Consider the following 23,021-nt stretch of genomic DNA (forward strand, 5'->3'; position numbering starts at 1 on the left):
TGATACTTACTTGCTATTAAGAGTGGCGGTAGAACGGTAGTGCTTAATCAATTCGACAAAGTGGTCAAACAACGGTGCCGCATCGTGTGGACCCGGGCTTGCTTCAGGGTGGCCCTGGAAACTGAATGCCGCTTTATCGGTACGATGGATGCCTTGCAGCGTGCCATCGAACAATGACTTATGGGTCACGCGCAGGTTCGCCGGAAGTGTTGATTCCTCTACCGCAAAACCGTGGTTCTGGGCAGTAATCATCACGCAATCGCGATCCAAATCTTTAACCGGGTGGTTACCACCGTGGTGACCAAACTTCATCTTCACGGTTTTCGCGCCGCTTGCCAGAGCCAGCAACTGGTGGCCTAAGCAGATACCGAATACCGGCACGTCGGTTTCCAGGAAGGATTTGATTGCGCTAATAGCGTAATCACACGGTGCCGGGTCACCTGGGCCGTTAGAAAGGAAGATGCCGTCTGGGTTCATCTTCAGCACTTCTTCTGCTGGCGTTTGTGCTGGAACCACTGTCAGGCGGCAACCGCGGTCAACCAACATGCGCAGAATATTGCGCTTCACGCCGTAATCGTAAGCCACGACATGGAATGGTAAGTCTTCTTCTTTAGCCGCTTCAGGTAATTCGCCTTCCAGCGTCCAACTGCCTTGCTGCCAGGCATAAGCTTCCTGAGTGGTCACTTCTTTCGCCAGATCCATGCCATTAAGGCCAGGGAAGGCTTTCGCTTTTTCCAGCGCCAGTGCCGCGTCCAGGTTATCACCGGCAATAATGCAGCCGTTCTGTGCACCTTTCTCACGCAGGATTCGGGTCAGCTTACGGGTATCGATATCGGCGATGGCCACAATGTTATGGCGCTTAAGGTAGGAAGAAAGGTCTTCGGTATTGCGGTAGTTGCTGGCAATCAGTGGTAGGTCACGGATAACGAGGCCTTGCGCATGTACCTGGGAGGATTCTTCGTCAGCAGCATTGGTGCCGACATTTCCGATATGAGGATAAGTAAGAGTGACAATCTGGCGGGAGTAGGAAGGATCAGTGAGGATTTCTTGATAACCGGTCAAAGAGGTGTTGAAAACGACTTCCCCAATGGCCGAACCCGATGCCCCAATGGCCCGACCGTGGAATTGGGTTCCGTCTTCCAGAACCAATATTGCTGACTTAATCAAAACGCCCTCCAGGGAATAAACAGTCAATTTATTTGCATATTAATTCAAAATGAATTCAGGAATCAATGCAAAACAGCCTGTCATTTGGATTTTTGACAAACGGCGGCATTCTAGTGAGCGGCCGGGCAAAAGTCTACCATAAGCGCAACTTTTTATGTGTTTTTTAGCGTTCTGATGTAAAAAAGAGGAATTGACCGGTGAAATCAACAGCTAACTTACAGTGCGTAATCGGTTGCGGGCCAGGATGAATGGGAATCTAATTACAAGAAGGTAAAAAGTGGACCAGATGGTCAAAAATGATAAAAAAACAACGATGAAAGGGTTATAAAGATATAATTATAAGAATCTCAAACAAATAATTGAAACAAACAACCAAAATAACATTAAATAAAAAGGGCAATAAAATATTGCCCTATCAATCAAGTAATTATGATTGGAATAACCACATCACGATGGGTAATAACGGCTACAAACTATTAAGATCAAGGACATCACGCATGTCATAAAGACCACTTTTCATTGCACTCAGCCATAATGCAGACTTAACTGCACCATTTGCAAAAGTCATACGACTGGATGCTTTATGGCTGATTTCAATACGCTCGCCGATGTCCGCAAACATCGCCGTATGTTCACCAATAATGTCGCCTGCACGCACTGTGGCAAAACCAATAGTGCCTGGAACGCGCTCGCCGGTGTACCCTTCACGGGAATAAACCGCACACTCTTTTAAGTCTTTATCCATCGCATGAGCAATAGCTTCGCCCATCGCCAGAGCGGTGCCGGATGGAGCATCAACTTTCTGACGATGATGTGCTTCAATGATTTCGATATCGGTATAGTCGCCCATAACTTTGGCGGCTTTTTCCAACAGCTTGAGCATCACGTTCACACCAACGCTAAAGTTGGCGGCAAAGACAATTGGGATCTGTGTTGAAGCGTCAGTAATCGCCTGTTTGCCCGCATCATCAAAACCCGTCGTCCCAATCACCATGCCCTTGCCATGTTGGCGGCAGAAAGCCAGATGGTTCAGCGTACCTTCAGGACGAGTGAAATCGATAAAGACATCGAAGTCGTTGACCACGGCATCCAGACTATCGCTCACGATAACGCCCGTTTTCGCTACACCGGCTAATTCACCTGCATCACTACCAACCAGGGATGACCCTGTACGTTCAAGTGCTGCACCGAGTTTGATGCCATCCAGCTGTAATGCAGCCTGAATCAGTTGTCGCCCCATGCGACCACCCGCACCCGCGATTGCTACACGGACTTGTGATCCATCCATATTCACTCTCTTTTCTGTATTAATCTGCATATATAACGTTCTCAGGTTAACCAGCCCGCTCACAAGCCGCCACTCGAAAACACCGATAATAAGAAATTTATGACAAAACGCTGAAGTTATCAGTAAAACCCATCATTCACCTGATAATCAAAAGGTTTTAAATAACCCATTATGCAAACCCACATGACTCCCGCACCACTAGCGTTGGAGGCAGGATGATACGTTTTGGCGGCTCGTCGTTGCCCTGAATGCGGCTAAACAACAACTCTCCGGCTTTGCGACCAATCTCTTTAGCGGCGACTGAAACTGTCGTCAACGCTGGCTGAACCAAAGATGCTTCGGTAATATCGTCAAAACCTACAAGCGCAAAGTCGATGCCCGGCTGGCGGCCCATTTTACGCAGTGTCTGCATGACGCCGAGTGCCACAATATCCTGATAACAGACAGCGGCTGTGATTTCCGGATACTGCCGGAATAGCTCTTCAGCCACGCGGGCACCATCACTTTGACTCGCGAGCGACGAAACCACCCATTCACTTTTCGGCTGGATACGGTGCTCTAGCAGTTTGCTGCTGTAGCCACCGATACGCTGTGCACGGCTAATAGAATTTTCACTACCGCCGATAAATGCAATGTTGCGATGCCCGAGACGCAACAGATGCTGTGTCGCTAACTGAGTGCCCAAAAAGTTATCGGTACCGACAAAATCGAAGTCCACATCGTCCATTGGGCGCACCACCATAATCGCCGGAATATTGCGGCGCTTCAGGGTTTCGAAAAATAGCGGTGGCGTTTCCCGTGCCGCGCACAGCACCATGCCGCACGCGTTATTGCGCATCAGAGAATCGACAAATTTTTGCTGGCGCTCGCCGGACTCTTCACTGTTTGCCAAAAATAGCAGCAGATCGTGGCGTTCCATTTCCTGGCTTAGCCCGGCAGTCATTTCACCGTAAAAAGGGTTGGTAATGTCGTGCAGCAACAGCCCGACCTGATTACTGGTGCGATTACGTAAATTGGCTGCCGTTTGGTTATACACGTATCCCAGATCATCCAGTGCTTTCAGCACACGGGTTCGAGTGGCGTCAGAAATTCTGCCCCGATTACGCAACACCATTGAAACGGTAGCAGTTGAAACTTCGGCCTGCTTTGCGACTTGGGCAAGGGTTACGGTGCTCATTAGCACTCCTTGGTATTTAGCAATGATTCTCAGATTAATCGAATAACCAAAAAATTGCATATATCCATGTGAAAGCCATCACAGATAACCCCACTTCAGGCAACATCTTGCTAAAATTGGTGGGTTAATCGCGTTTACCACCCTGTTCAAAGTCGGTTAATCGATTAATCTTAATTCATTAAGAACAGGGAGAAGAATATGCATCCGGCATCATACGAAAAGTATCCCGAAGTCAGCGTTTCGGGGTTTGATGATCACGCATGGCAGGGTTGGGCCGCTATCCAACAAGCCGTCAGCAAACAACTTGCTCGCTCGGGAAAAACCGTGTTGGTTATTGACTGCTACCCGGGCGTTCAACTCGAAGAGATTCACGCGCAACTCATTGCACAACTCAACCCAACGCTCACCATTAATGCCGAATCCGCGCGCTTAAGTGAACAACATCTGCATGATTTGCTGGCACGCAACCTGACGGATGACCGGGTGTTTGGCGTACTCTCATGCCATGAATTAAATGAGTTTCTTTGCCCGGAAAAACTAGCCGCCGCGCAGCTTGAGGTCGCGGAAATAACCGAAGGATTGGTCGTGGTCTACGGCCCCGGCGCGGCACTTATTCATTCAGGTGATGTGCTGGTGTATGCGGATCTGGCGCGCTGGGAAATCCAGCAGCGTTTTCGCCGTGGTGAACTAGGGAACTGGGGGGCGAATAATACAAATGAAGATATTCTGCGCCGCTACAAACGCGCCTTTTTCATTGAGTGGCGTGTGTTTGATCGCCATAAAACGCCACTTCTGAAGCGCGCGGATTTCCTGCTCGATACCAATAATGCCGCACAACCGGCGATGGTGAGCGGAGATGCGTTGCGCCATGGCCTGCAACAAACCACGCAACAACCGTTCCGCGTAGTGCCATTCTTCGACCCTGGAGTCTGGGGCGGGCAATGGATGAAAGACAAATTCGATCTCGATCCCTCAAAGCCAAATTACGCATGGTGTTTTGACTGTGTGCCCGAGGAGAACAGCCTGTTACTGCGTTTTGGTGATGTGCGGATCGAGATCCCCTCTCAGGATCTGGTGTTGCTCTACCCTCGCCCGCTGCTTGGCGAGCGTGTTCATGCCCGTTTTGGTGCGGAATTCCCGATCCGCTTCGACTTCCTCGATACCATCGGCGGGCAAAATTTAAGCTTCCAGGTTCACCCGATTACCGAATACATCCAGCAGCATTTCGGCATGCATTACACCCAGGATGAGAGCTATTACATGCTGGAAGCCGAGCCTGGTGCGCAAGTGTATCTGGGGACCAAAACAGGCATCAATCCACAGGAAATGCTCGACGATCTTGCGTGTGCGCAGCGGGGCGAAAAAGCGTTTGATGATGAGAAATTCGTTAACCGTTTCCCGGCACGTAAACACGATCACTTCCTGATCCCGGCAGGCACTGTTCACTGCTCTGGATCCGGTGCAATGGTGCTGGAGATCAGCGCCACCCCGTTCATTTTCACCTTCAAATTGTGGGACTGGGGGCGCCTCGGTCTGGATGGTCTGCCACGTCCGGTGCATCTTGAACACGGTGCACAAGTGATTGACTGGCAACGTGATACGCAATGGGTCACCGAGCATCTGGTGAATCATTTCGAGCCTATCGCGGAAGGTGATGGCTGGCGCGAAGAACGTACGGGTCTACATGAACGTGAGTTTATCGAAACCCGCCGCCATTGGTTTACGCAACCTGTCACGCACCACACTCATGGTGGCGTAAACGTACTGAATCTGGTGGAAGGCAGTGAAGCGCTGGTTGAAAGCCCGAGCGGCGCATTCGAACCCTTTGTGGTGCATTACGCCGAAACCTTCATTGTTCCGGCGGCGGTCGGCGAATATCGCATTTCCCCATACGGCAGCGGTGTAGGTCAACAGCTCGCCACCATGAAAGCCTGGGTAAGAGGATAACAAGATGATCAACGTAATTCTGGCAACACATGGCTCGCTTGCCGAAGCACTACTGGCCGGTAGCAAAATGGTTTATGGAGAATTGCCGCATGTATTCCCGGTGATGCTCACGGAGAACAAGGGCATCAATAGTTTTGGCGATGAGTTTGCTGCGGTGCTGAAACAGGCCGCCAAAGATGCTGATGGTGTGCTGGTGCTGTGCGATTTGCAAAGCGGCACGCCTTGGAATATTGCCTGCCACCATGCGTTCGATCCGCAAACGCAGCCGCCAATGGCAGTGTTGGGAGGTGTTAATTTCCCCATGCTATTGCTGAGCGATGAAATAAAAGATCTGACCGATGTAGCCCAAGCGGCAGCGGTTTTACTGGAAGAATCGCGTGACTCGCTGGTTCAGGCCCAACTGGCTGAAACCACACAATCTGATGATTTCTAAGGGGCAACGATGAGTATTTCTTTTGTACGCATTGACGATCGGGTGATCCACGGCCAGTTGATCACCCGCTGGGCAAAAGAGTTGCCGTGCGATGGGATCATCGCCATTGATGACGCTGTCGCCGCCGATCCGTTGTTGTCTTCGGTGATGAAAGGTGCGGTGCAGGATACCAAAGTCTGGTTATTTGATACCGCCACCGCGATTGAAAAACTGCCGAAGATCATCGCCAGTGAGAAGCATTATTTCGTGATTGGTAAATCTCCGGTGACGCTAAAACGCATTGAAGAAGCGGGAATCAGCCTGCAAAACAGCAATAAGAAAATCAACGTTGGCCCGATGAGCGCACGAGCCACTACCACCACCATTGGCCCGAATCAGTCTGTGAATCCGGAAGAGATAGCGGCGTTCGACTATCTCTCGCTGCGCGGGCACCAGATTGAATTTCGACTGGTACCCGACGCCAGCAGTTACAGCTGGCAAGATGCTCGACAAAAACTCAAATAAAGGAGTGCATTATGGCTTTCGAAGCAGCTCTAATCGGCATTCTCTGTTACCTCGGTGCGCTTAGTAGCCCATGGCTACTGGGGTTGACCGGCGGCTGGTATCTGATTACCCGCCCACTGGTTTCAGGGATGCTGGTAGGTTTTATTCTCGGCGATGTGCAAACCGGGATTATCATCGGCGTGGCGGTTCAAGCCGTGTATATCGCCATGGTAACCCCCGGTGGTTCTATGCCTGCGGATCTCAACTTTGTGGCCTTCCCGGCCATTGCACTGGGCATTCTTTCCAATAAAGGCCCGGAAGTGGCTGTAGCGTTAGCTGCCACTATCGGCATTGCGGGCACCGTGTTATTCAACGCCATGATGGTGCTCAATTCCTGGTGGAACCACCGTGCGGATATCGCGCTGGAAAAGGGCGACGAGCGCGGCGTGTATCTCAACAGCGCAATCTGGCCGCAAGCCACCAACTTCCTGATGCGTTTTATTCCAACGTTTATCGCGGTCTATTTTGGCGCTCAGTACATCAATGCCTTTATGGACAGCCTGCCGCACATCGTTCTTTCCACCATGAACGTGTTGGGCGGGATTCTGCCTGCGGTCGGTATCGCGATTTTGCTTAAGCAAATTATCAAGAATTACAGCATGTTGATTTACTTCCTGGTGGGATTTATCTGCATTGTTTTCCTGAAACTAAACATGGTGGCGCTGGTGATTGTCGGCGCGTTGCTGGCACTGATTCACTACAACTACAAACCTGAGCCACAGGCTGAACGTGCAGCCTCCACGCCCGCTGATGATGAGGATGAATTCTGATGGAAGAACGTAAACTCACTCGCCAGGATCTGCGCCGTTGCTGGCGTAGTTGGATGATGTACAACCTCTCCTCAATGAGCTTTGAGCGCCTGGAGTCATTCGGCTTTTGCTTGAGTATGTTGCCGGTGGCGAAGAAGCTGTATCCCGATCCAGAACAACGCAAAGAGATGCTCAAACGCCACGCGTCGTTCTATAACACCGAGCCGCAGTTGGGTGCGATAGTCAACGGCATGGTGCTGGGTCTTGAGGAGAAACGCGCCAACGGTGAGCCAATCGACGGCGAAACCATCAACACCCTGAAAGTGGGACTGATGGGTCCAGTGGCTGGGATTGGCGATTCAATGATTCCGGGGATGTTAATCCCGATTCTGCTGAGTATCGGTATGGCGCTGGCGGCGGGAGGGAATATCCTCGGGCCACTGTTTTACTGTGTAGCATGGCTGGCAATTATCATTCCTGGCTCGTGGTTCCTGTTCCTGAAAGGCTACCGCATGGGGTCGACGTCCGTTGAGATGCTGGTGAGCAGCAAATCGACTCGCCTGCGTGAAGCGCTATCGTTGCTCGGCGTATTTGTGATGGGCGGCGTGGCGGCAAGTTACGTGAAGCTTGGCACCGGACTGGAGTTTGTCACCAAGGATGGCGTGAATATCCATGTGCAACAAATGCTGGATGGAATTTTCCCGAACCTGTTGCCGCTGTTAGTGGTGATTGGCACCTGGTATTTGATGGCGAAACGCGGTGTGTCACCGGTGAAAGCAATGTTGTTGTTATTGGTGTTGGCGGCGGCGGGTGTGGCTGTGGGGCTGTTCTCGTAAAACATGGTGGATGACGCTGCGCTTATCCCCCCTACGACACCAAACTCGTAGGTCGGGTAAGCGCAGCGTCACCCGACTTTTTTAAGGATGGAACCCCACCCATTTCCCGCTCACCATTCCCGGCTTTGAAATAAACTGAAAACGCGCCGGATCATCAATAAATTGTTGATACAGCGGCGCATCGGTAATCCCAAACTCGGTATATTGGCGCGGCGAGGTCACCTGTAAACGCCCCGGCATATAACGGCGATTATGCTGCCAGGCAATATGCTCATCTTGCAAAAGCGGATACCACGCCAGCCCCTTGTATGCCCGCACCGCATCGTATTCGAAACCATATTCCCGGTCGCACCAGGCACCAAACGTCAGTGGTTCATCAGGTGATGCAGAGATAGTGGCATGCGCCCAACCCGGCGGCACCAGCACTTTTTCGCCAGGCCCGGCCACGATTGCAAAGCAGCGGCCGGGATCGTCGGCAACATATTCCTGCATGTAAATAATCGCTTTGCCCTGCCAGATTTCATATAGCTCTGGCGGCGACCAGCCACTATGCGCACTAATTCGATGAATATGCCCCTGGCTGCGGACAGGTTCATCGCCCAACCGCCCGGAAGCGTAAGTCACCACACCAAACAGTAACATCCGTTTTTTAAGTTCTTCTCTGTCCTGCAATCGAGCAACATCCATAACGATCGCGTAAACATCTTCCGGCCCCTGGCACAAAGGATCACGCAATGAAGCACGGATCTGATCGAGTTTACGGATCTCCGGCACCGGCCCAATTACCTCTTCACCGTAGCTAAAACCCATTGGCTGGTGATGGACCTGCATATCCAACCCATAATTGAGGAGTGGCTCAGCCATTTTGCACCTCCTTCGCCTGAATTTTGCCATCCTGCTCTACAACGCGTAGCGCAAAGCCTTTTGCCAACGAGGCATAATCATGCCCGGCAATGGTTGGCCAGACTGCCAGTGCTGAAAGAATTTCCGTTCCGGTGTTGATTAGACGATGTGCGGTAAAACCTGGAATGATGTGGACAGAGCCTGGGAATACTTGCTCCAGCCTCGCCTCACCTTGCTCAGTTTGTAGGAGCAACAGGCCACTTCCACGCAGGCCAAAGTAAACCTCACCTTGCTCGCGCCGTTGATGAAAATGCCCCCTGGTCATGTAAAATTCGTCGCCAACACGCCCCGGATTCAGATGCGTGGTTCCCACATAAAGCTCGCCGTCACCTTGCGCTGAACTCAGCATTTCAACCTGGTAAATTGGCGTTTTTGAAGGGATCGCCCGCCAGGCGGTTTGATCGTGAAATATGCCAGCCAGATCCCCGCTATGCGTGACCTTAGTAATGATATTTTCAGCCGTGAAATGGCCGTTAGCGAACGCCACGCCAGGTGGCATAAAGAAAGGAATAGTCATGTTGTTTCTCCGGCCCAAGGAGAACTGCTTAATCAGCATAGCAAGGTTAATCGATTAACCCCATTATCAGGCCGAAGAAAGTCGATCTGCGTCGCGTTTAATATTTAAGGGGCTAAGGCCAGGACTTCCGCCACCCATTTCTGGAAACCTGCGACGTCAAGATCCAGCGCCACATGGGCGTTTGGCTCGCGCTGATAGCGGCCTTCGATATCCACAACAGTCGTGCCAGAAGTGAATTCTCCATGGGTTTCAACGGCCACAAAACAGGGCTTCACACTGAACAACTCAGGCTTCACCAACCAGGCAATGGCGCATAAATCATGCATCCGCAAACCTGTCGCCATGCTGCCGCTGCGGTAATGACTAAATAGCGCGTGTAGCATTTTTCCGGTTTGGTTAAGAGATGGGAGCTGCTCTAAATATGCCGGGCTTAACATCGCTTTATTGGTGACATCCAGGCCGCACATCACAATTTCCACCCCACTTTCGAACACCCTTGCGGCAGCTTCTGGATCAATGGCGATATTAAACTCGGCGTTTGGTGTGAAGTTTCCGCGCCCCGCCGATCCACCCATGATCACCAGTCGTTTGATTTTCGCTTTGCATTGCGGGTATTGAGTGAGCAGCAGTGCAATATTAGTCAACGGCCCGATCGCCACCAGCGTGATAGGTTCAGGGCTTGCGTTCAGGCACTCATAAATAGCCTGAAAAGCGGGTTTATCCAGCGGCTGGCGTTGGTGGTCAACAAACGCATAACCTTCCATGCCGGACTCGCCGTGAACATAAGCGGCATCACGCAATTTACGCACCAGCGGCGTGGCTGCCCCTTGAGCAACAGGAATATCTTTGTGCCAGAAGTGCATCAGTTGCAGCGCGTTGCGGGTGGTTTTCTCGACGCTGACGTTCCCGGCGACCGTGGTCAGCAATTTCAAATCAAGCTGCGGGGCAAAAAGTGCTGCTGCAATGGCTACGGCGTCGTCGATACCTGGATCGGTGTCGAGAATAATTGGAGTTCTACTCATACATTGCTCTCTTATCTTTTAAGTACATACGGTGCGAATACGGCTCGATTAGCTTACTATGTAGCTCATTTCCATGTTTAGTCACGACCGAGAAAGTGTAATGAAAGTCCCACAGACAAATATTTCTGAATCTGTCACCCAGCACCTTGCACGCCGTATCATGCATGGCGATCTCGCGCCGGGGCTTTCTTTACCAGGTGAAAACGAACTGGCCGTGGAGTATGAAGTCTCCCGCACTTCAGTACGCAATGCCCTCCAGGTGCTTGCCGCAAAAGGGCTTATCTCCATTCAGGCCAAAAAACGCAGCACGGTGAATAGCCGCGAGCAGTGGAGCCTGCTGGATATTGATGTTCTCGGCTGGCTGTCCGAAGGGGAAGTTGACCTAAAGCTGGTTGAACAACTGATTGTGACACGCCTGATTTTCGAGCCAAATGTAGCAACACTCGCGGCATTAAACGCCAACGGACATGATTTGGCAGCGATGGAAGACGCACTCCAGTTGATGCGTAAAGGCCAGCTTGAAGCGCAAAGAGCCTTATTTGAAGAAGGGGATCTGGCATTTCACCATGCGCTGCTGCGTGCCACTCATAATCCTTTCTTACTGGCACTCGGTAATGCACTTTCCGCAGCCATGGAACTTTCTTTCAAACAGACGATTGAGAAAGATGTTCGCCAAACCAAAGCCGCCGTCGATGATCACTTTCAACTGTTTGATGCTATTCGCCTGAAACAAGTCGAAACTGCCCGCCAGCAAATGCGCACCATCTTGTTGAATGCAGCCAAAAAACGCATCTGGCAAGATCGTCCGGAAATGTTCGACCACATTATTTGATCCTCTCCTGATGTAATTTCGATCTCTCTCACAGATTGCGGGTGTTTTTTGCTCTAGCATTCTTGTATTACAAGATTGCATGGTTTGTATTACTTGAAATGAAAAACAACTGGATCGCCATCGACTGGGGAACGACTAATTTCCGCGCATTTTTGATGCAGGAAAGTGTACAAGTCGCCCACATCAATCAAGCCTGCGGGTTGTTGTCCATTGAACAAGGGCAATTTGCCTGCACGCTGCAAACCTTACTGCAACCGTGGCTTGAGCAGCATGGATCATTGCCCGTCGTGATGGCGGGAATGGTCGGTTCGCAGCAAGGCTGGCGGGAAGTACCCTACGCTCCGCTGCCTTGCGACATCGACATTTTAGTCGCCCGAACACTGGCTTTCACCACGCCATGGGGCAGTCCAGCGTGGATTGTGCCTGGCGTACACGGGATGAGCCAATACCACCAGCCCGATGTCATGCGTGGCGAAGAAGTTCAATTACTTGGGCTCGCCGCATTACATGCTGCCGATGAACACCTGGTCTTGCTACCGGGCACTCACAGCAAACACGCGAAGATCGTGAACGGGAAAATCACCGCCTTCTCAACATTTATGAGTGGTGAACTTTTCTCGCTGTTAAGCCAGCACTCAATCCTTGGGCGCGCACTGCCAGAACAGCAAGAAAATGAAGAAGCTTTCTTGCTTGGCGTGGCAACAGCCCTGCGTGATGCGCCATTCAGTCACCTGATCTTTTCAGCGCGAACACGCCGTCTGGCCTTAGAAATCCAGGAATCCCACGTTCACAGCTATCTCTCAGGCCTGGTGATTGGCTATGAACTTAAAGCACTTCCCGCAGGCCAACACGCCTGGGTTGTGGGCAACCCGGCGCTAATAGCTCGATATCAACTTGCAGCAAACCAGATGGATCTCAATCTGCTATCGGCTGATGGCGACGCCTGCTTCGTGACGGGCCTCAGTCACCTCTTTACTCGACTACAAGGAATGCAAAAATGAGTCCGGAACAATTTATTGCCCGCTGGCAACAAGAGCCTTTACCGTTGATTGCCATTCTGCGCGGTATAACGCCGGAGCAAGCCGTTGAAGCCGCAGAAATTCTGCTTGAGTGCGGTTTCCATTACCTGGAAGTCCCCCTTAATAGCCCTTCTGCACTGAAATCTATTCACCTGATGAGAGATACCGTAGGCAACCGTGGGTATGTCGGTGCGGGCACGGTGTTAAATGTGGAACAAGTGGATAGCGTTGCTGAATGCGGTGGGCAATTGATCATCTCCCCAAACTGTAATCCCGATGTAATTCGCCATTCGGTGAAACGCGGCTTGATAAGTCTCCCTGGCGTTATGACACCAAGCGAGGCTTTTAGCGCCATAGATGCCGGGGCGAGCGCGCTGAAATTATTTCCGGCCGAACATATCACTCCAGTAATAACCAAAGCGTTCCGCGCAGTCGTCCCACGTGAAGTGGCCTGTTTACCCGTAGGTGGCATCCAAGCGGATGCCGCACAAATGCGTAGCTATATTCAGGCAGGAGCCGATGGTTTTGGCCTGGGTGGCGGGTTGTATCAGGCAGGTATGAGCATGGCTGTATTACGTGAACGGGCACAGGCGTATCAGCAAGCCTGGCTTGAGCAATAGAACATTAAATTCCCTACACAATAAAAAAACCTCTTACCCTGAATTTTCTGGAGACAAAAAAATGAACACAGCTCTGGACAACAAACCCACAGCTTCGGCAGCGGAGTCAAAGGTTTATAGCAAGATAACGCGACGCCTGATCCCGTTTTTGATCTTATGTTATTTCTTCGCTTATCTGGACCGCGTTAACGTCGGATTCGCCAAACTACACATGCAAGATGCGCTGAGCTTTAGCGACACAGTATATGGGCTCGGGGCGGGCATCTTCTTTATCGGTTATTTCCTGTTTGAGATGCCAAGTAACTTGCTGATGCAACGTTTCGGGCCGCGTTTCTGGATTGCCCGCATCATGGCAACCTGGGCGGTACTCTCAGCGGGCATGATGTTTGTCACCACGCCGACGCAGTTTTACGTGGTGCGTTTTTTACTCGGCGTGGCAGAGGCCGGTTTCTTCCCTGGCATCGTGTTTTATCTCACGTTGTGGTTCCCGTCGTGGCGCTCCGCTCGCACACTGGGGCTGTTTATTCTGGTGACGCCGCTTTCGACCATTATCGGCAGCCCGCTTTCCGGCCTGATCCTCAAACTGTTTGAGGGCGTCGGCAGCCTGCACAACTGGCAGTGGTTATTCCTGGTTGAAGCGATCCCCTCTTTCCTGCTCGCTTTTGTGGTGCTGCGTTATCTCGATAACGACGTGAAGTCGGCGAAATGGTTAAGCGATGCCGAAAAACAGGTCGTCATTAACGATCTGGCAAAAGATGCCGCCAACCGTGAACGAGCCAATAAAGGCAAAGTGGATAGCAGCGTGAGAGGCATGCTGAAAAACGGCTATGTCTGGCTGCTGGCGGTGGTGTTCTTTAGCTTCAACATCGGCTACTACGGCATCAATTTCTGGCTGCCGTCGATCATCAAATCCTCAGGCGTCAGCGACGATTTCCATATCGGCCTGCTCGCGGCGCTGCCGTATGTCTTCGGTGCCTGCTTTATGGTGTGGAACAGTCGTCACTCTGACCTAAAACAAGAACGCCGTTGGCACATCGCTATTCCCGCCATGATTGGCTGCGTGGGCCTGGCACTGAGCGCTTATTGCAGCGGTTCAACCTTCTGGATGATGGCGTGGATTTGCGTGGCGATGTCCGGCACCCTGGCATTGATTCCAACCTACATCAGCCTGCCAGGCGCTCTGCTTTCCGGCACTGCTGCAGCCGCAGGTATCGCCTTCGTTAACTCCATCGGCAACCTGGCAGGTTTCTTTGGCCCGACAGTATTGGGATGGCTGAAAGACACTACCGGACGCACCGACACGGGCTTATATATTCTCGCCGCCTTCTTACTGCTGTGCGCGCCACTCATTCTCACCCTGCCAGCACGGCTGGCGAATCCGAAGAAAGTTATCGCTGTACCCGAACAGAGCGGTGAGCAGCTTGATGCTGCCCAACATATCAACGCGACTATTAATCGCAACGTTTAGAAGAGATTGAAACTATGAGTGGATGTGGCGGTGGCGGATGTGCCAGTTGTGGCACGCATTTCAACCCGATCCTCGAAGGTGACGACGGCGCACTGAAACGTGCGCTATACAAATCAATGGGTCATACCGATGAACAACTGCGCAAACCTGTGATTGCCGTAGTAAACAGCTACACCAACGCAACTGCGGGCCATGCCAACCTGAATGAACTAACGGCGAAAGTGCTGGAAGGCATTGATGAAGCCGGTGGCGTGGGCATGGTGTTTGGCACTATTGCCCCTTGCGACGGGATAGCTGAAGGACATTTGGGGATGCGCTATATCCTCGCTGCCCGTGAAGTGATTACCGCATCAATTGAAGTGATGATGCGCGCCCACCGTTTTGACGGCATGGTGTTACTCGGTTCGTGCGACAAAATCGTTCCGGCGATGTTAATGGCCGCTGCTCGCCTGGATATTCCGGCGATTATGGTCAACGGCGGGCCAATGTATCCGGCTGAATACAAAGGCAAACACTGGGATGGCAATATCGTTACCGAAGCTATTGGCTGGAAAATGCGCGGTGAAATCAGCGAAGAAGAGTTCGCCCACATTGAAAATATCGCCGAACCAGGCCCTGGCTCCTGCACCATGTATGGCACCGCGAACACCATGTGTTGTATCGGCGAAGTGCTGGGCATGAGTTTACCAGGTAGCAGCACGCTGCCTGCTATCTCAAAAGAGCGCCGTGAATGTGCAGTGGAAACCGGTCGTCAGGCCGTCAAACTGGTATTGGATGGTGTTAATGCACGTCAGATCATTACCGCTGAATCCATCCGCAATGCGATGATTTATTTGCTGGCAACGGGCGGTTCGACCAACGCAATTCTGCACTTGCAGGCAATTTATTATGAAGCAGAACTGGGCCATTTGCCGCTGTCTGCTTTTGATGAGTTAAGCCATCAGGTGCCGTTGGTTGCCTCACTTTATCCGGCCTCAGAACACGACATGATCGACTTCTGGGAAGCCGGCGGTGTACAGGCGGTCGAATATGAAATCAGCAAATTGATGGATCTGAATGCGCTGACAGTGGCCGGAAAAACCAAAGCCGAGTTGCTGACCGAAGCAACCCGGAGTTGCCGCCCGGAAGTCATCCATACCTTAGCCATTCCCGTGCGTAACGAGGCCGGTGTTGCCGTGCTGCACGGCAATCTGTCACCACTCGGATGCGTGGTAAAACCTGCCGCAGTCCCGGAAAACCTGATGGTGTTCCGTGGCCCTGCGGTGGTGTTTAACAGTGAGCAGGAATCTGTGGAAGCGATCATGTCTGGCCAAATCCAGCCGGGTAGCGTGCTGGTTCTACGCTACGAAGGGCCAAAAGGCGGGCCTGGTATGCCAGAAATGTACAAGCCAATGAAATCACTTGAAGGTATGGGGCTTTCTGATACTTGTGCGTTGATTACTGACGGGCGTTTCTCAGGCTCCAACCGTGGTCTGTTCGTCGGCCATATTTCACCGGAAGCGGTGGATGGTGGCGAATTGGGTCTGGTAGAAGATGGCGATGAAATCTCGATTGATATTCCAACCCGTAGTCTAACTTTGCACGTAGCCGAGGCCGAACTGGCTACGCGTCGTGAAAACTGGAAGCCAGTCGATAAACAAGTTCCACGCGGCTTCCTGCGTTTGTATCGCCGTTGGGCGCTGCCTGCCGCACAAGGTGCAGTGTTGGCTGACCGGGAGGACGACTGATGACTAAGCACTATACCGCGCAGGACATTGGCGGTGTGAACCCGATTGTCGCGATGCCTTTTACCACTAACGGCGAAATTGATGAAGTGAGTTTTGTGCGCCTGCTTGAGCATCTCGCGACGACTGGCGTGCAAGGAGCCACGCTATTTGGTATCGCCAGCGAATTCCCGAAATTGCACGATCAGGAACGTGACCGACTGGCGCAAATGTTTGTCAGTACTCTGGCGGGTAGCCCGCTTTATCGGGCGATGTCAGTAACCGATCACAGCACTGAGCTGGCAGTCAAACGCGCGCGTTACTACGAAAGGTTGGGCGTGGATGCGCTAATGCTGCTGCCGCCATTCTTTCTCAGCCCCAATCCACAGGCGATTCAGGAGCATATTTTTGCCGTGCTGGAAGCGGTCGAGATCCCGGTGATGGTGCAGTACGCGCCGGGCGAAACCGGGCTGCCGATAACGCCTGAACAACTGGCTGTGGTCGCAGACCGCTATCCGCATGCGGTATTCAAAATCGAGTGTAATCCGCCGGTCGACTACACCCGCGATTTCCTGAAACTGGCCCCACAGGCCAGCGTGCTCAACGGCTATGCCGGTTTGTACATGCTGCAAATGCTGGCGGCAGGCGGAAAAGGCGTGATGCCGGGTTGTTCTTTTGCTGAGGTATATGTGCGGATTTATCAGCACTGGCAGCGGAGCGAAACAGCACAGTCCGAGGCGCTACATCAGGCGCTGTTACCCTTTATCCAGCGCTGGATGACGCATTGCGAATACATCATTCAGGTTGAGAAAACGATTTTGATGAAACGTGGGATTATCGCAACGGACTATTGCCGCAGGCCTGGCTGGCAACTTTCCAGTGAAGACCATCAGATCATTGATCGCTTCCTGAGTGACTTCCAGCTGTGAGGAGTGAGGCTTGATCAAAAAAGGGGAGCATAAGCTCCCCTTTTGAATTTGGTGTTTGCGATGGATGTCGATTACTCGACTTCTTTCACATCCATACGCAGTTCGCGCGGCACTTCGAAAATGATGTTCTCTTCGCGCCCGACAAGCTCTCGGGTTTCACTGCCGCCTAACTCACGCAAGCGAGCAAGGACGTTTTGCACCAGAATATCTGGTGCGGACGCCCCTGCCGTAACGCCAACACAAACCGCATCTTTAACCCAGGATTCCTGGATATCGGTCGCATCGTCAATCAGATATGCGGCCTTGCCCATGCGTTGTGCAAGCTCTGCAAGACGGTTGGAGTTAGACGAGTTTTTCGAGCCAACCACCAACACCACATCCGCTTCATCAGCCAGTGCTCGCACGGCTTCCTGACGGTTGGTAGTGGCGTAGCAAATGTCGTCTTTACGCGGGCCAATGATTTTCGGGAAGCGTTTACGCAGCGCATCTATCACGTCAGAAGTGTCATCAACAGAGAGCGTGGTCTGCGTCATAAACGACAGTTTGGCTTCGTTTTTCACATCCAGCTTGCTGACATCTTCCGGTGATTCAACCAGATACATGCCACCTTTCGGGTTGCTGTACTGGCCCATGGTGCCTTCCACTTCCGGGTGCCCGGCGTGGCCAATCAGAATGGATTCTTCACCACGACGACTGGCGCGAGCCACTTCCATATGCACTTTAGTCACCAGCGGGCACGTTGCGTCAAACACCGTTAAATCACGGCCTTTGGCTTCATTACGTACTGCCTGGGAAACACCATGTGCGGAGAAAATCAGGATTGCGCCGTCCGGCACTTCGCTGATTTGCTCGATGAAAATCGCCCCGCGTTCGCGCAGGCTATCAACCACATAGCGGTTATGCACCACTTCGTGACGAACGTAAATCGGTGCGCCGTAAATGGCCAGCGCGTTTTCAACAATGCTGATAGCGCGGTCTACCCCGGCACAAAAGCCGCGAGGGTTAGCCAACAGGATCTGCATTCAACGCCTCCAGTACCGGGTCAATTTCCAGTACTTCGATATCAAAATGAATGGTTTGCCCGGCGAGCGGGTGATTGAAGTCAACGGTGATGGAATCGCCATTAACTTCACGCACTACACCTGGCATCTCGCTGCCATCCATTGCGGTGAACAGCATGATCGCCCCTGGCACCGGCTCGCCCGCGTCGATAAATTCGCGGCGCGAGAAATACTGAATCATGTCCGGGCTTGGAATACCAAACGCCGATTCTGGTGCCAGAGAGAACGCTTTTTTGTCCCCTGCTTTTAAGCCGACTAGCTGGTCTTCCATGCCTGGCGACAGTGTTTCGTCACCCAGCGTGAAGAGTGCCGGTTTGCCGTTATTGCGGGTCGACTCGGCAGTGGAGCCATCTTCAAGTTTCAGCGTGAAATGCACCAAAACTCTGCTATTGGCCTGGATAGACTCAGCCATGGATTACCCTTTTTCTTTTGCGGGTTTGTCGGAGGAGACAAAGAACCCCTCCAGAACAATCAGCGCCGCGCCGATACAGATTGCCGTATCAGCCAAGTTAAACGTGGCGAAGTGCCAGTCGCCGACATAGAAATCAATCATGTCGACCACAAAACCGTGCCATAACCGGTCAAACAAGTTACCGAGTGCACCGCCAATGATTAAAGCATAGGCGATGTTATGCAGCTTCTGGCTTGCTTTGGCGCGATACATCAACACCGCCAAAATCACGCAGATACCGATAGCGATACCCGCGAAGAACCAGCGCTGCCAGCCGCCTTTATCAGCAAGGAAACTAAACGCGGCACCGTAATTGCGGGCATAGTGCAGATTCAGCGACGGGAACAGCGATACGGTGTCCCCCAGCATGAAATGCTGGAGGATCAGGTATTTGCTGCCCAGATCGACGATCAGTACCACGACCACCAGCCACAGCCAGCTCAGTCCGGTAGAACAAATCGATTTACTCATCAGGCAAATTTACGCTTTTCGCCGTCACCGGCTACGTTGGTTACACAGCGGCCACAGATTTCTGCGTGTTCCGCTACCTGACCGACGTCGGTGGTGTAATGCCAGCAACGCGGGCATTTTTCACCGTCGGCTTTACGCAGGGCAACTTTCAATCCTTTCAGGATTTCGCTTTGCTGTGCGTCTTCAGTTGCCTGTGAATAATCGGCAACTTCGCTACCTGAGGTCAACAGGACAAATCGCAATTCCTCGCCCAGGCTGTTGAGCTTCGCCGCCAGTTCGCTGTCGGCATACAGGGTCACTGCTGCTTCCAGAGAGCCGCCCACACGCTTGTCAGCACGCGCTTGTTCGATAACTTTGTTCACTTCGCCACGCACGGTTAACAGCGTGTCCCAGTATTCATTGTTCATCGTTTCGCTGTCAGCCAGACCGAACAGACCTTCGTACCACTCGCCGGTAAAGACGTATTTCTCACGATTGCCAGGCAGGAATGCCCAGATTTCGTCAGCGGTGAAGGACATGATTGGTGCCATCCAGCGAACCAGCGCTTCTGCAATGTGGAACAGCGCGGTCTGGCAGCTACGACGCGCTATGCTGTCAGGCTTCGCGGTGTACTGACGGTCTTTGATGATATCGAGGTAGAACGAGCCCATTTCGATGGAGCAGAAACGCATCAGGCGTTGCACCACTTCGTGGAAATCGTAGTTTTCGTAAGCGGCCAGGATATCGTTTTGTGCATCCTGCGCACAGCTGACTGCCCAGCGATCCAGAACAACCATCTCTTCCGGTTTCACCATATCGGTTTCTGGATTGAAGCCGTTAAGGTTCGCCAACAGGAAACGCGCGGTGTTACGGATACGACGATAAGAGTCGGCAGCGCGTTTCAGGATCTCATCGGACACCGCAATTTCACCGGTGTAATCCGTTGATGCCACCCACAGACGCAAAATATCCGCGCCCAGTTTGTTCATCACATCCTGCGGAGAAACGGTGTTACCGATGGATTTGGACATTTTGCGGCCCTGACCATCAACGGTGAAGCCGTGGGTCAGTACCTGGCGGTAAGGCGCTTTGCCTTTCATCGCCGTCGAAATCATCAGTGAAGACATGAACCAACCGCGATGCTGATCCGAACCTTCCAGATACATATCTGCCGCGTGGCCGTTGAATTCAGGGCGCACATCAACAACAGATGAATGCGTTGAACCGGAGTCGAACCACACGTCCAGGGTGTCTGGCACTTTGGTGTAGTTGTCAGCGTCGTCACCCATGATGTCGCGCGGGTCGAGATCCCACCACGCCTGGATGCCGTCTTGTTCAACACGTTTAGCGACTTCTTCCATCAACTCCAACGTGCGCGGGTGCAGTTCTTCCGTGTCTTTGTGTACGAACAGAGACATTGGCACGCCCCAGGTACGCTGACGAGAGATACACCAGTCTGGACGGTTAGCAACCATGGACTCAATACGTGCCTGGCCCCAGTCTGGGATCCACTGCACGCCTTTGATCTCTTTCAGAGACTGCTCGCGCAGGCCTTTTTGATCCATGCTGATGAACCACTGTGGAGTAGCACGGAAGATGATTGGTGTTTTGTGGCGCCAGCAGTGTGGGTAGCTGTGCAGCAGTTTTTCAACGTGCAGCAGAACGCCTTTATCACGCAGGATGTTAACGATCAGGTCGTTCGCTTTAAACACCTGAACGCCATCCAGACCTTCATAAGTACCAGGCAGGTAGCAACCGTCTGGGCCAACCGGGTTGGCGATTTCCAGATTGTATTTCTGGCTGATCACGTAGTCGTCCGGACCGTGGCCACCTGCGGTGTGAACCGCACCGGTACCCGCTTCCAGCGTAACGTGCTCACCCAGAATCGCAGGAACATCGAAATCTAAGAACGGGTGTTTGTAGCGAGTCAGTTCCAGATCGGCGCCTTTAGCGGTGCCCAGAACAGTCCACTCGGTGATAGCCGCGCTCTTCATTACGCTTTCGAGCAAATCTTTAGCAACGATCAGCGCCTGGCCATCAACCTGCACCAGCGCATATTCGAATTCTGCATTCAGAGAAACCGCACGGTTAGCTGGCAGAGTCCACGGAGTGGTGGTCCAGATAACCATGGAAACCGGGCCATCAACCTGAGTTACGCCAAATTTCGCTTTTACCGCGTCAGCATCAACAGCCTGGAAGCTAACAAAGATTGATGGAGAGGTTTTGTCATAGTATTCGACTTCTGCTTCAGCCAGAGCTGAACGGCAGTCGACACACCAGTGCACCGGCTTAGCACCTTTATGTAGGTGGCCATTACCGACAATTTTACCCAGCGCACGAATGATATTCGCTTCGGTGTTGAAATCCATAGTCAGGTACGGACGTGACCAGTCACCCAGCACACCCAGACGGATGAAGTCGGCACGCTGCCCGTCAACCTGCTCTGCCGCATATTTTCGGCATGCAGCACGGAACTCAGCCGCAGAAACTTTCTCACCTGGCTTGCCGATCAATTGCTCTACTTTCAGCTCGATTGGCAGGCCGTGGCAGTCCCAACCAGGAACATACGGGGAGTCAAAACCGGAAAGCCCTTTGGACTTCACGATAATGTCTTTCAGAATCTTGTTAACTGAGTGACCAATGTGAATGCTGCCGTTCGCGTATGGAGGGCCATCATGCAGAATGAAGGATTTTTTGCCTTTCTTTGCATTACGGATGATGCCGTACAGGTCATCATCATTCCAGCGAGCCAGCATGCCCGGTTCGCGTTTGGCGAGGTCGCCACGCATCGGGAACCCTGTTTCCGGTAAATTCAGGGTAGATTTAAAGTCACTCATTAGATTCTCGGTTCCGTAGTTAGCTTGCTCAGGTATTGGGCCCAAAAAATTCGCGGGCGGTTACCACATCTTTGGCGATTTGCGCTTTCAGTTCATCAAGCGAAGCAAACCGTTGTTCATTTCGTATTTTTTTACGTAGCACCACATCAATATGGTGCCCATATAAGTCCATTGCAACGTCCAGCAAATGGACCTCTAGCTGTTGGCGAATCCCCGCTACCGTAGGACGCGTGCCAATGTTGGCAACGCCTGGCAGGGGTTTATCGCCCAGGCCTGCGACTTCTACCGCAAACACCCCTTTTACCGGGGAAACCTGGCGACGCAGCGGTAAGTTCGCCGTTGGGAAACCAATGGTTCTCCCGAGTTCATCACCATGGACAACGCGCCCGGAGATGATAAACGGATGGCCCAGTAAACTTTCGGCAAGTATCAAATCGTCATCAGCCAGTGCCTGGCGAACAGCCGTGCTGCTGATTCGCACTCCACCTTCGCAGAAGGTTTGCGTACTGGTGACGTCAAAACCATATTCGAGACCAGCCTTCTGTAATAACAAGAAATCCCCCTGGCGACCAGCACCAAAGCGGAAATCATCACCTACCGCGAGGAATTTTACCCCGAGGCGGTCAACCAGAAGATCGCTGACAAAGTTTTGCGCGGTGAGTGCAGCAAAACGCCTGTCAAATCGCACACACAGCACGTAATCCACACCACACTCAGCCAGATAACGCAGCTTTTCGCGCAGGCGGGTGAGACGCGCTGGGGCTTTATCGCCTGCAAACAGCTCAAGCGGTTGCGGTTCAAAGATCATGACCATCACCGGCAGATTTCGCGCACGCCCTTGTGCACACAACCCTTTTAACAGGGACTTGTGGCCTCGATGCACGCCATCGAAATTCCCAATGGTGAGGACACACCCGTGGTGGTTCTGGCGTAAATTATGTATGCCGCGTATCAGCTTCATGGCTGGCTCAAAACAGTGGAAATCGGCGGATTATATCAATTACCACGGTGAAGGTTAACCGGCGATTGTCCCCTTTGGCATAAAGCATTAAGGTTTTCATCGAACTGG

22 protein-coding genes are annotated in these 23,021 nt (G+C 52.3%); 11 read left to right on the forward strand and 11 right to left on the reverse strand.

All coding sequences use genetic code 11. The features are described 5' to 3' along the window. Nucleotides 1–6: 6 nt before the first annotated feature. From carA to LVQ76_RS05915, 3 genes are all read right to left on the reverse strand, one after another. Nucleotides 7–1,167, reverse strand: coding sequence for a glutamine-hydrolyzing carbamoyl-phosphate synthase small subunit (carA, locus tag LVQ76_RS05905; protein WP_232864592.1), 1,161 nt, complete (start codon nucleotides 1,165–1,167; stop codon nucleotides 7–9). 466 nt (nucleotides 1,168–1,633) lie between these two features. Beyond that, entirely contained in the window at nucleotides 1,634–2,455 is an 822-nt protein-coding gene (gene dapB, locus LVQ76_RS05910) for a 4-hydroxy-tetrahydrodipicolinate reductase (protein ID WP_232921209.1), read from the reverse strand. Nucleotides 2,456–2,624: 169 nt separating this feature from the next. Next, on the reverse strand, nucleotides 2,625–3,632 hold the full coding sequence (locus tag LVQ76_RS05915) for a LacI family DNA-binding transcriptional regulator (RefSeq protein ID WP_154150689.1): 1,008 nt from the start codon (nucleotides 3,630–3,632) through the stop codon (nucleotides 2,625–2,627). 198 nt (nucleotides 3,633–3,830) lie between these two features. Here LVQ76_RS05915 and LVQ76_RS05920 point away from each other — a divergent pair, with 198 nt between their 5' ends. From LVQ76_RS05920 to LVQ76_RS05940, 5 genes are read left to right on the forward strand one after another with little or no spacing between them, the layout of a single operon-like run. Then, nucleotides 3,831–5,579, forward strand: a complete 1,749-nt coding sequence (locus tag LVQ76_RS05920; protein WP_232921210.1) for a class I mannose-6-phosphate isomerase — start codon at nucleotides 3,831–3,833, stop codon at nucleotides 5,577–5,579. Between the two features lie 4 nt (nucleotides 5,580–5,583). Further along, nucleotides 5,584–6,012 carry a PTS sugar transporter subunit IIA gene (locus LVQ76_RS05925; RefSeq protein ID WP_064513769.1) on the forward strand — a complete coding sequence of 143 codons (429 nt, stop codon included), beginning with the start codon at nucleotides 5,584–5,586 and terminating at the stop codon, nucleotides 6,010–6,012. Nucleotides 6,013–6,021: 9 nt separating this feature from the next. Continuing rightward, on the forward strand, nucleotides 6,022–6,516 hold the full coding sequence (locus LVQ76_RS05930) for a PTS sugar transporter subunit IIB (protein WP_151993114.1): 495 nt from the start codon (nucleotides 6,022–6,024) through the stop codon (nucleotides 6,514–6,516). A gap of 11 nt (nucleotides 6,517–6,527) precedes the next feature. Next, nucleotides 6,528–7,325: a PTS mannose/fructose/sorbose/N-acetylgalactosamine transporter subunit IIC gene (locus LVQ76_RS05935; RefSeq protein ID WP_151993113.1), complete on the forward strand. Its 798-nt coding sequence runs from the start codon at nucleotides 6,528–6,530 to the stop codon at nucleotides 7,323–7,325. Further along, nucleotides 7,325–8,140 carry a PTS system mannose/fructose/sorbose family transporter subunit IID gene (locus tag LVQ76_RS05940; protein WP_232904538.1) on the forward strand — a complete coding sequence of 272 codons (816 nt, stop codon included), beginning with the start codon at nucleotides 7,325–7,327 and terminating at the stop codon, nucleotides 8,138–8,140. Before LVQ76_RS05935 ends, LVQ76_RS05940 begins: the two co-directional genes overlap by 1 nt. An 81-nt stretch (nucleotides 8,141–8,221) precedes the next feature. On the opposite strand, the gene LVQ76_RS05945 is transcribed toward LVQ76_RS05940, so the two are convergent. From LVQ76_RS05945 to rihC, 3 genes are all read right to left on the reverse strand, one after another. Further along, a complete protein-coding gene (locus LVQ76_RS05945; RefSeq protein ID WP_232904537.1) occupies nucleotides 8,222–9,004 on the reverse strand; it encodes a glucose-6-phosphate isomerase family protein in 783 nt (260 codons plus the stop codon). Next, nucleotides 8,997–9,560, reverse strand: coding sequence for a glucose-6-phosphate isomerase family protein (locus LVQ76_RS05950; protein ID WP_232864597.1), 564 nt, complete (start codon nucleotides 9,558–9,560; stop codon nucleotides 8,997–8,999). Before LVQ76_RS05950 ends, LVQ76_RS05945 begins: the two co-directional genes overlap by 8 nt. Before the next feature lie 104 nt (nucleotides 9,561–9,664). Next, nucleotides 9,665–10,582, reverse strand: coding sequence for a ribonucleoside hydrolase RihC (rihC, locus tag LVQ76_RS05955; protein ID WP_232921211.1), 918 nt, complete (start codon nucleotides 10,580–10,582; stop codon nucleotides 9,665–9,667). 100 nt (nucleotides 10,583–10,682) lie between these two features. Between rihC and LVQ76_RS05960 the strand changes: the two genes are divergently transcribed. From LVQ76_RS05960 to LVQ76_RS05985, 6 genes are all read left to right on the forward strand, one after another. Continuing rightward, the gene (locus LVQ76_RS05960) at nucleotides 10,683–11,414 is read left to right on the forward strand and encodes a FadR/GntR family transcriptional regulator (protein ID WP_232864599.1); all 732 of its coding nucleotides are present in this window, start codon (nucleotides 10,683–10,685) and stop codon (nucleotides 11,412–11,414) included. A 98-nt stretch (nucleotides 11,415–11,512) separates the two neighbouring features. Beyond that, the gene (locus LVQ76_RS05965; RefSeq protein WP_232921212.1) at nucleotides 11,513–12,415 is read left to right on the forward strand and encodes a 2-dehydro-3-deoxygalactonokinase; all 903 of its coding nucleotides are present in this window, start codon (nucleotides 11,513–11,515) and stop codon (nucleotides 12,413–12,415) included. Further along, nucleotides 12,412–13,053 carry a 2-dehydro-3-deoxy-6-phosphogalactonate aldolase gene (locus LVQ76_RS05970; RefSeq protein ID WP_232864601.1) on the forward strand — a complete coding sequence of 214 codons (642 nt, stop codon included), beginning with the start codon at nucleotides 12,412–12,414 and terminating at the stop codon, nucleotides 13,051–13,053. Before LVQ76_RS05965 ends, LVQ76_RS05970 begins: the two co-directional genes overlap by 4 nt. Nucleotides 13,054–13,114: 61 nt before the next feature. Beyond that, nucleotides 13,115–14,521: an MFS transporter gene (locus LVQ76_RS05975; protein WP_232921213.1), complete on the forward strand. Its 1,407-nt coding sequence runs from the start codon at nucleotides 13,115–13,117 to the stop codon at nucleotides 14,519–14,521. Nucleotides 14,522–14,535: 14 nt separating this feature from the next. Next, a complete protein-coding gene (ilvD, locus tag LVQ76_RS05980) occupies nucleotides 14,536–16,248 on the forward strand; it encodes a dihydroxy-acid dehydratase (protein WP_232864603.1) in 1,713 nt (570 codons plus the stop codon). Then, on the forward strand, nucleotides 16,248–17,153 hold the full coding sequence (locus LVQ76_RS05985; RefSeq protein WP_232921214.1) for a dihydrodipicolinate synthase family protein: 906 nt from the start codon (nucleotides 16,248–16,250) through the stop codon (nucleotides 17,151–17,153). The genes ilvD and LVQ76_RS05985 overlap by 1 nt, the downstream gene beginning before the upstream one ends. Nucleotides 17,154–17,224: 71 nt before the next feature. Here LVQ76_RS05985 and ispH read toward each other — a convergent pair whose 3' ends face one another. The 5 genes from ispH to ribF are packed head-to-tail and all read right to left on the reverse strand — an operon-like array spanning nucleotide 17,225 to nucleotide 22,913. After that, nucleotides 17,225–18,175 (reverse strand): 4-hydroxy-3-methylbut-2-enyl diphosphate reductase, encoded by a 951-nt coding sequence (gene ispH, locus LVQ76_RS05990; RefSeq protein WP_034459385.1) that lies wholly within the window; start codon nucleotides 18,173–18,175, stop codon nucleotides 17,225–17,227. Further along, complete coding sequence (gene fkpB, locus LVQ76_RS05995; protein ID WP_034459386.1) at nucleotides 18,156–18,626, reverse strand: FKBP-type peptidyl-prolyl cis-trans isomerase; 471 nt, start codon at nucleotides 18,624–18,626, stop codon at nucleotides 18,156–18,158. Before fkpB ends, ispH begins: the two co-directional genes overlap by 20 nt. 3 nt (nucleotides 18,627–18,629) lie before the next feature. Beyond that, nucleotides 18,630–19,136, reverse strand: a complete 507-nt coding sequence (gene lspA, locus LVQ76_RS06000; protein ID WP_232864605.1) for a signal peptidase II — start codon at nucleotides 19,134–19,136, stop codon at nucleotides 18,630–18,632. Next, nucleotides 19,136–21,952 carry an isoleucine--tRNA ligase gene (gene ileS / locus LVQ76_RS06005; protein WP_232921215.1) on the reverse strand — a complete coding sequence of 939 codons (2,817 nt, stop codon included), beginning with the start codon at nucleotides 21,950–21,952 and terminating at the stop codon, nucleotides 19,136–19,138. The genes lspA and ileS overlap by 1 nt, the downstream gene beginning before the upstream one ends. Before the next feature lie 28 nt (nucleotides 21,953–21,980). Continuing rightward, nucleotides 21,981–22,913, reverse strand: coding sequence for a bifunctional riboflavin kinase/FAD synthetase (gene ribF, locus LVQ76_RS06010; protein ID WP_232864607.1), 933 nt, complete (start codon nucleotides 22,911–22,913; stop codon nucleotides 21,981–21,983). Between the last annotated feature and the right edge of the window lie 108 nt (nucleotides 22,914–23,021).

The sequence above is a fragment of the Buttiauxella cochleicola genome, from assembly GCF_021283185.1.
Classification (GTDB): domain Bacteria; phylum Pseudomonadota; class Gammaproteobacteria; order Enterobacterales; family Enterobacteriaceae; genus Buttiauxella; species Buttiauxella massiliensis.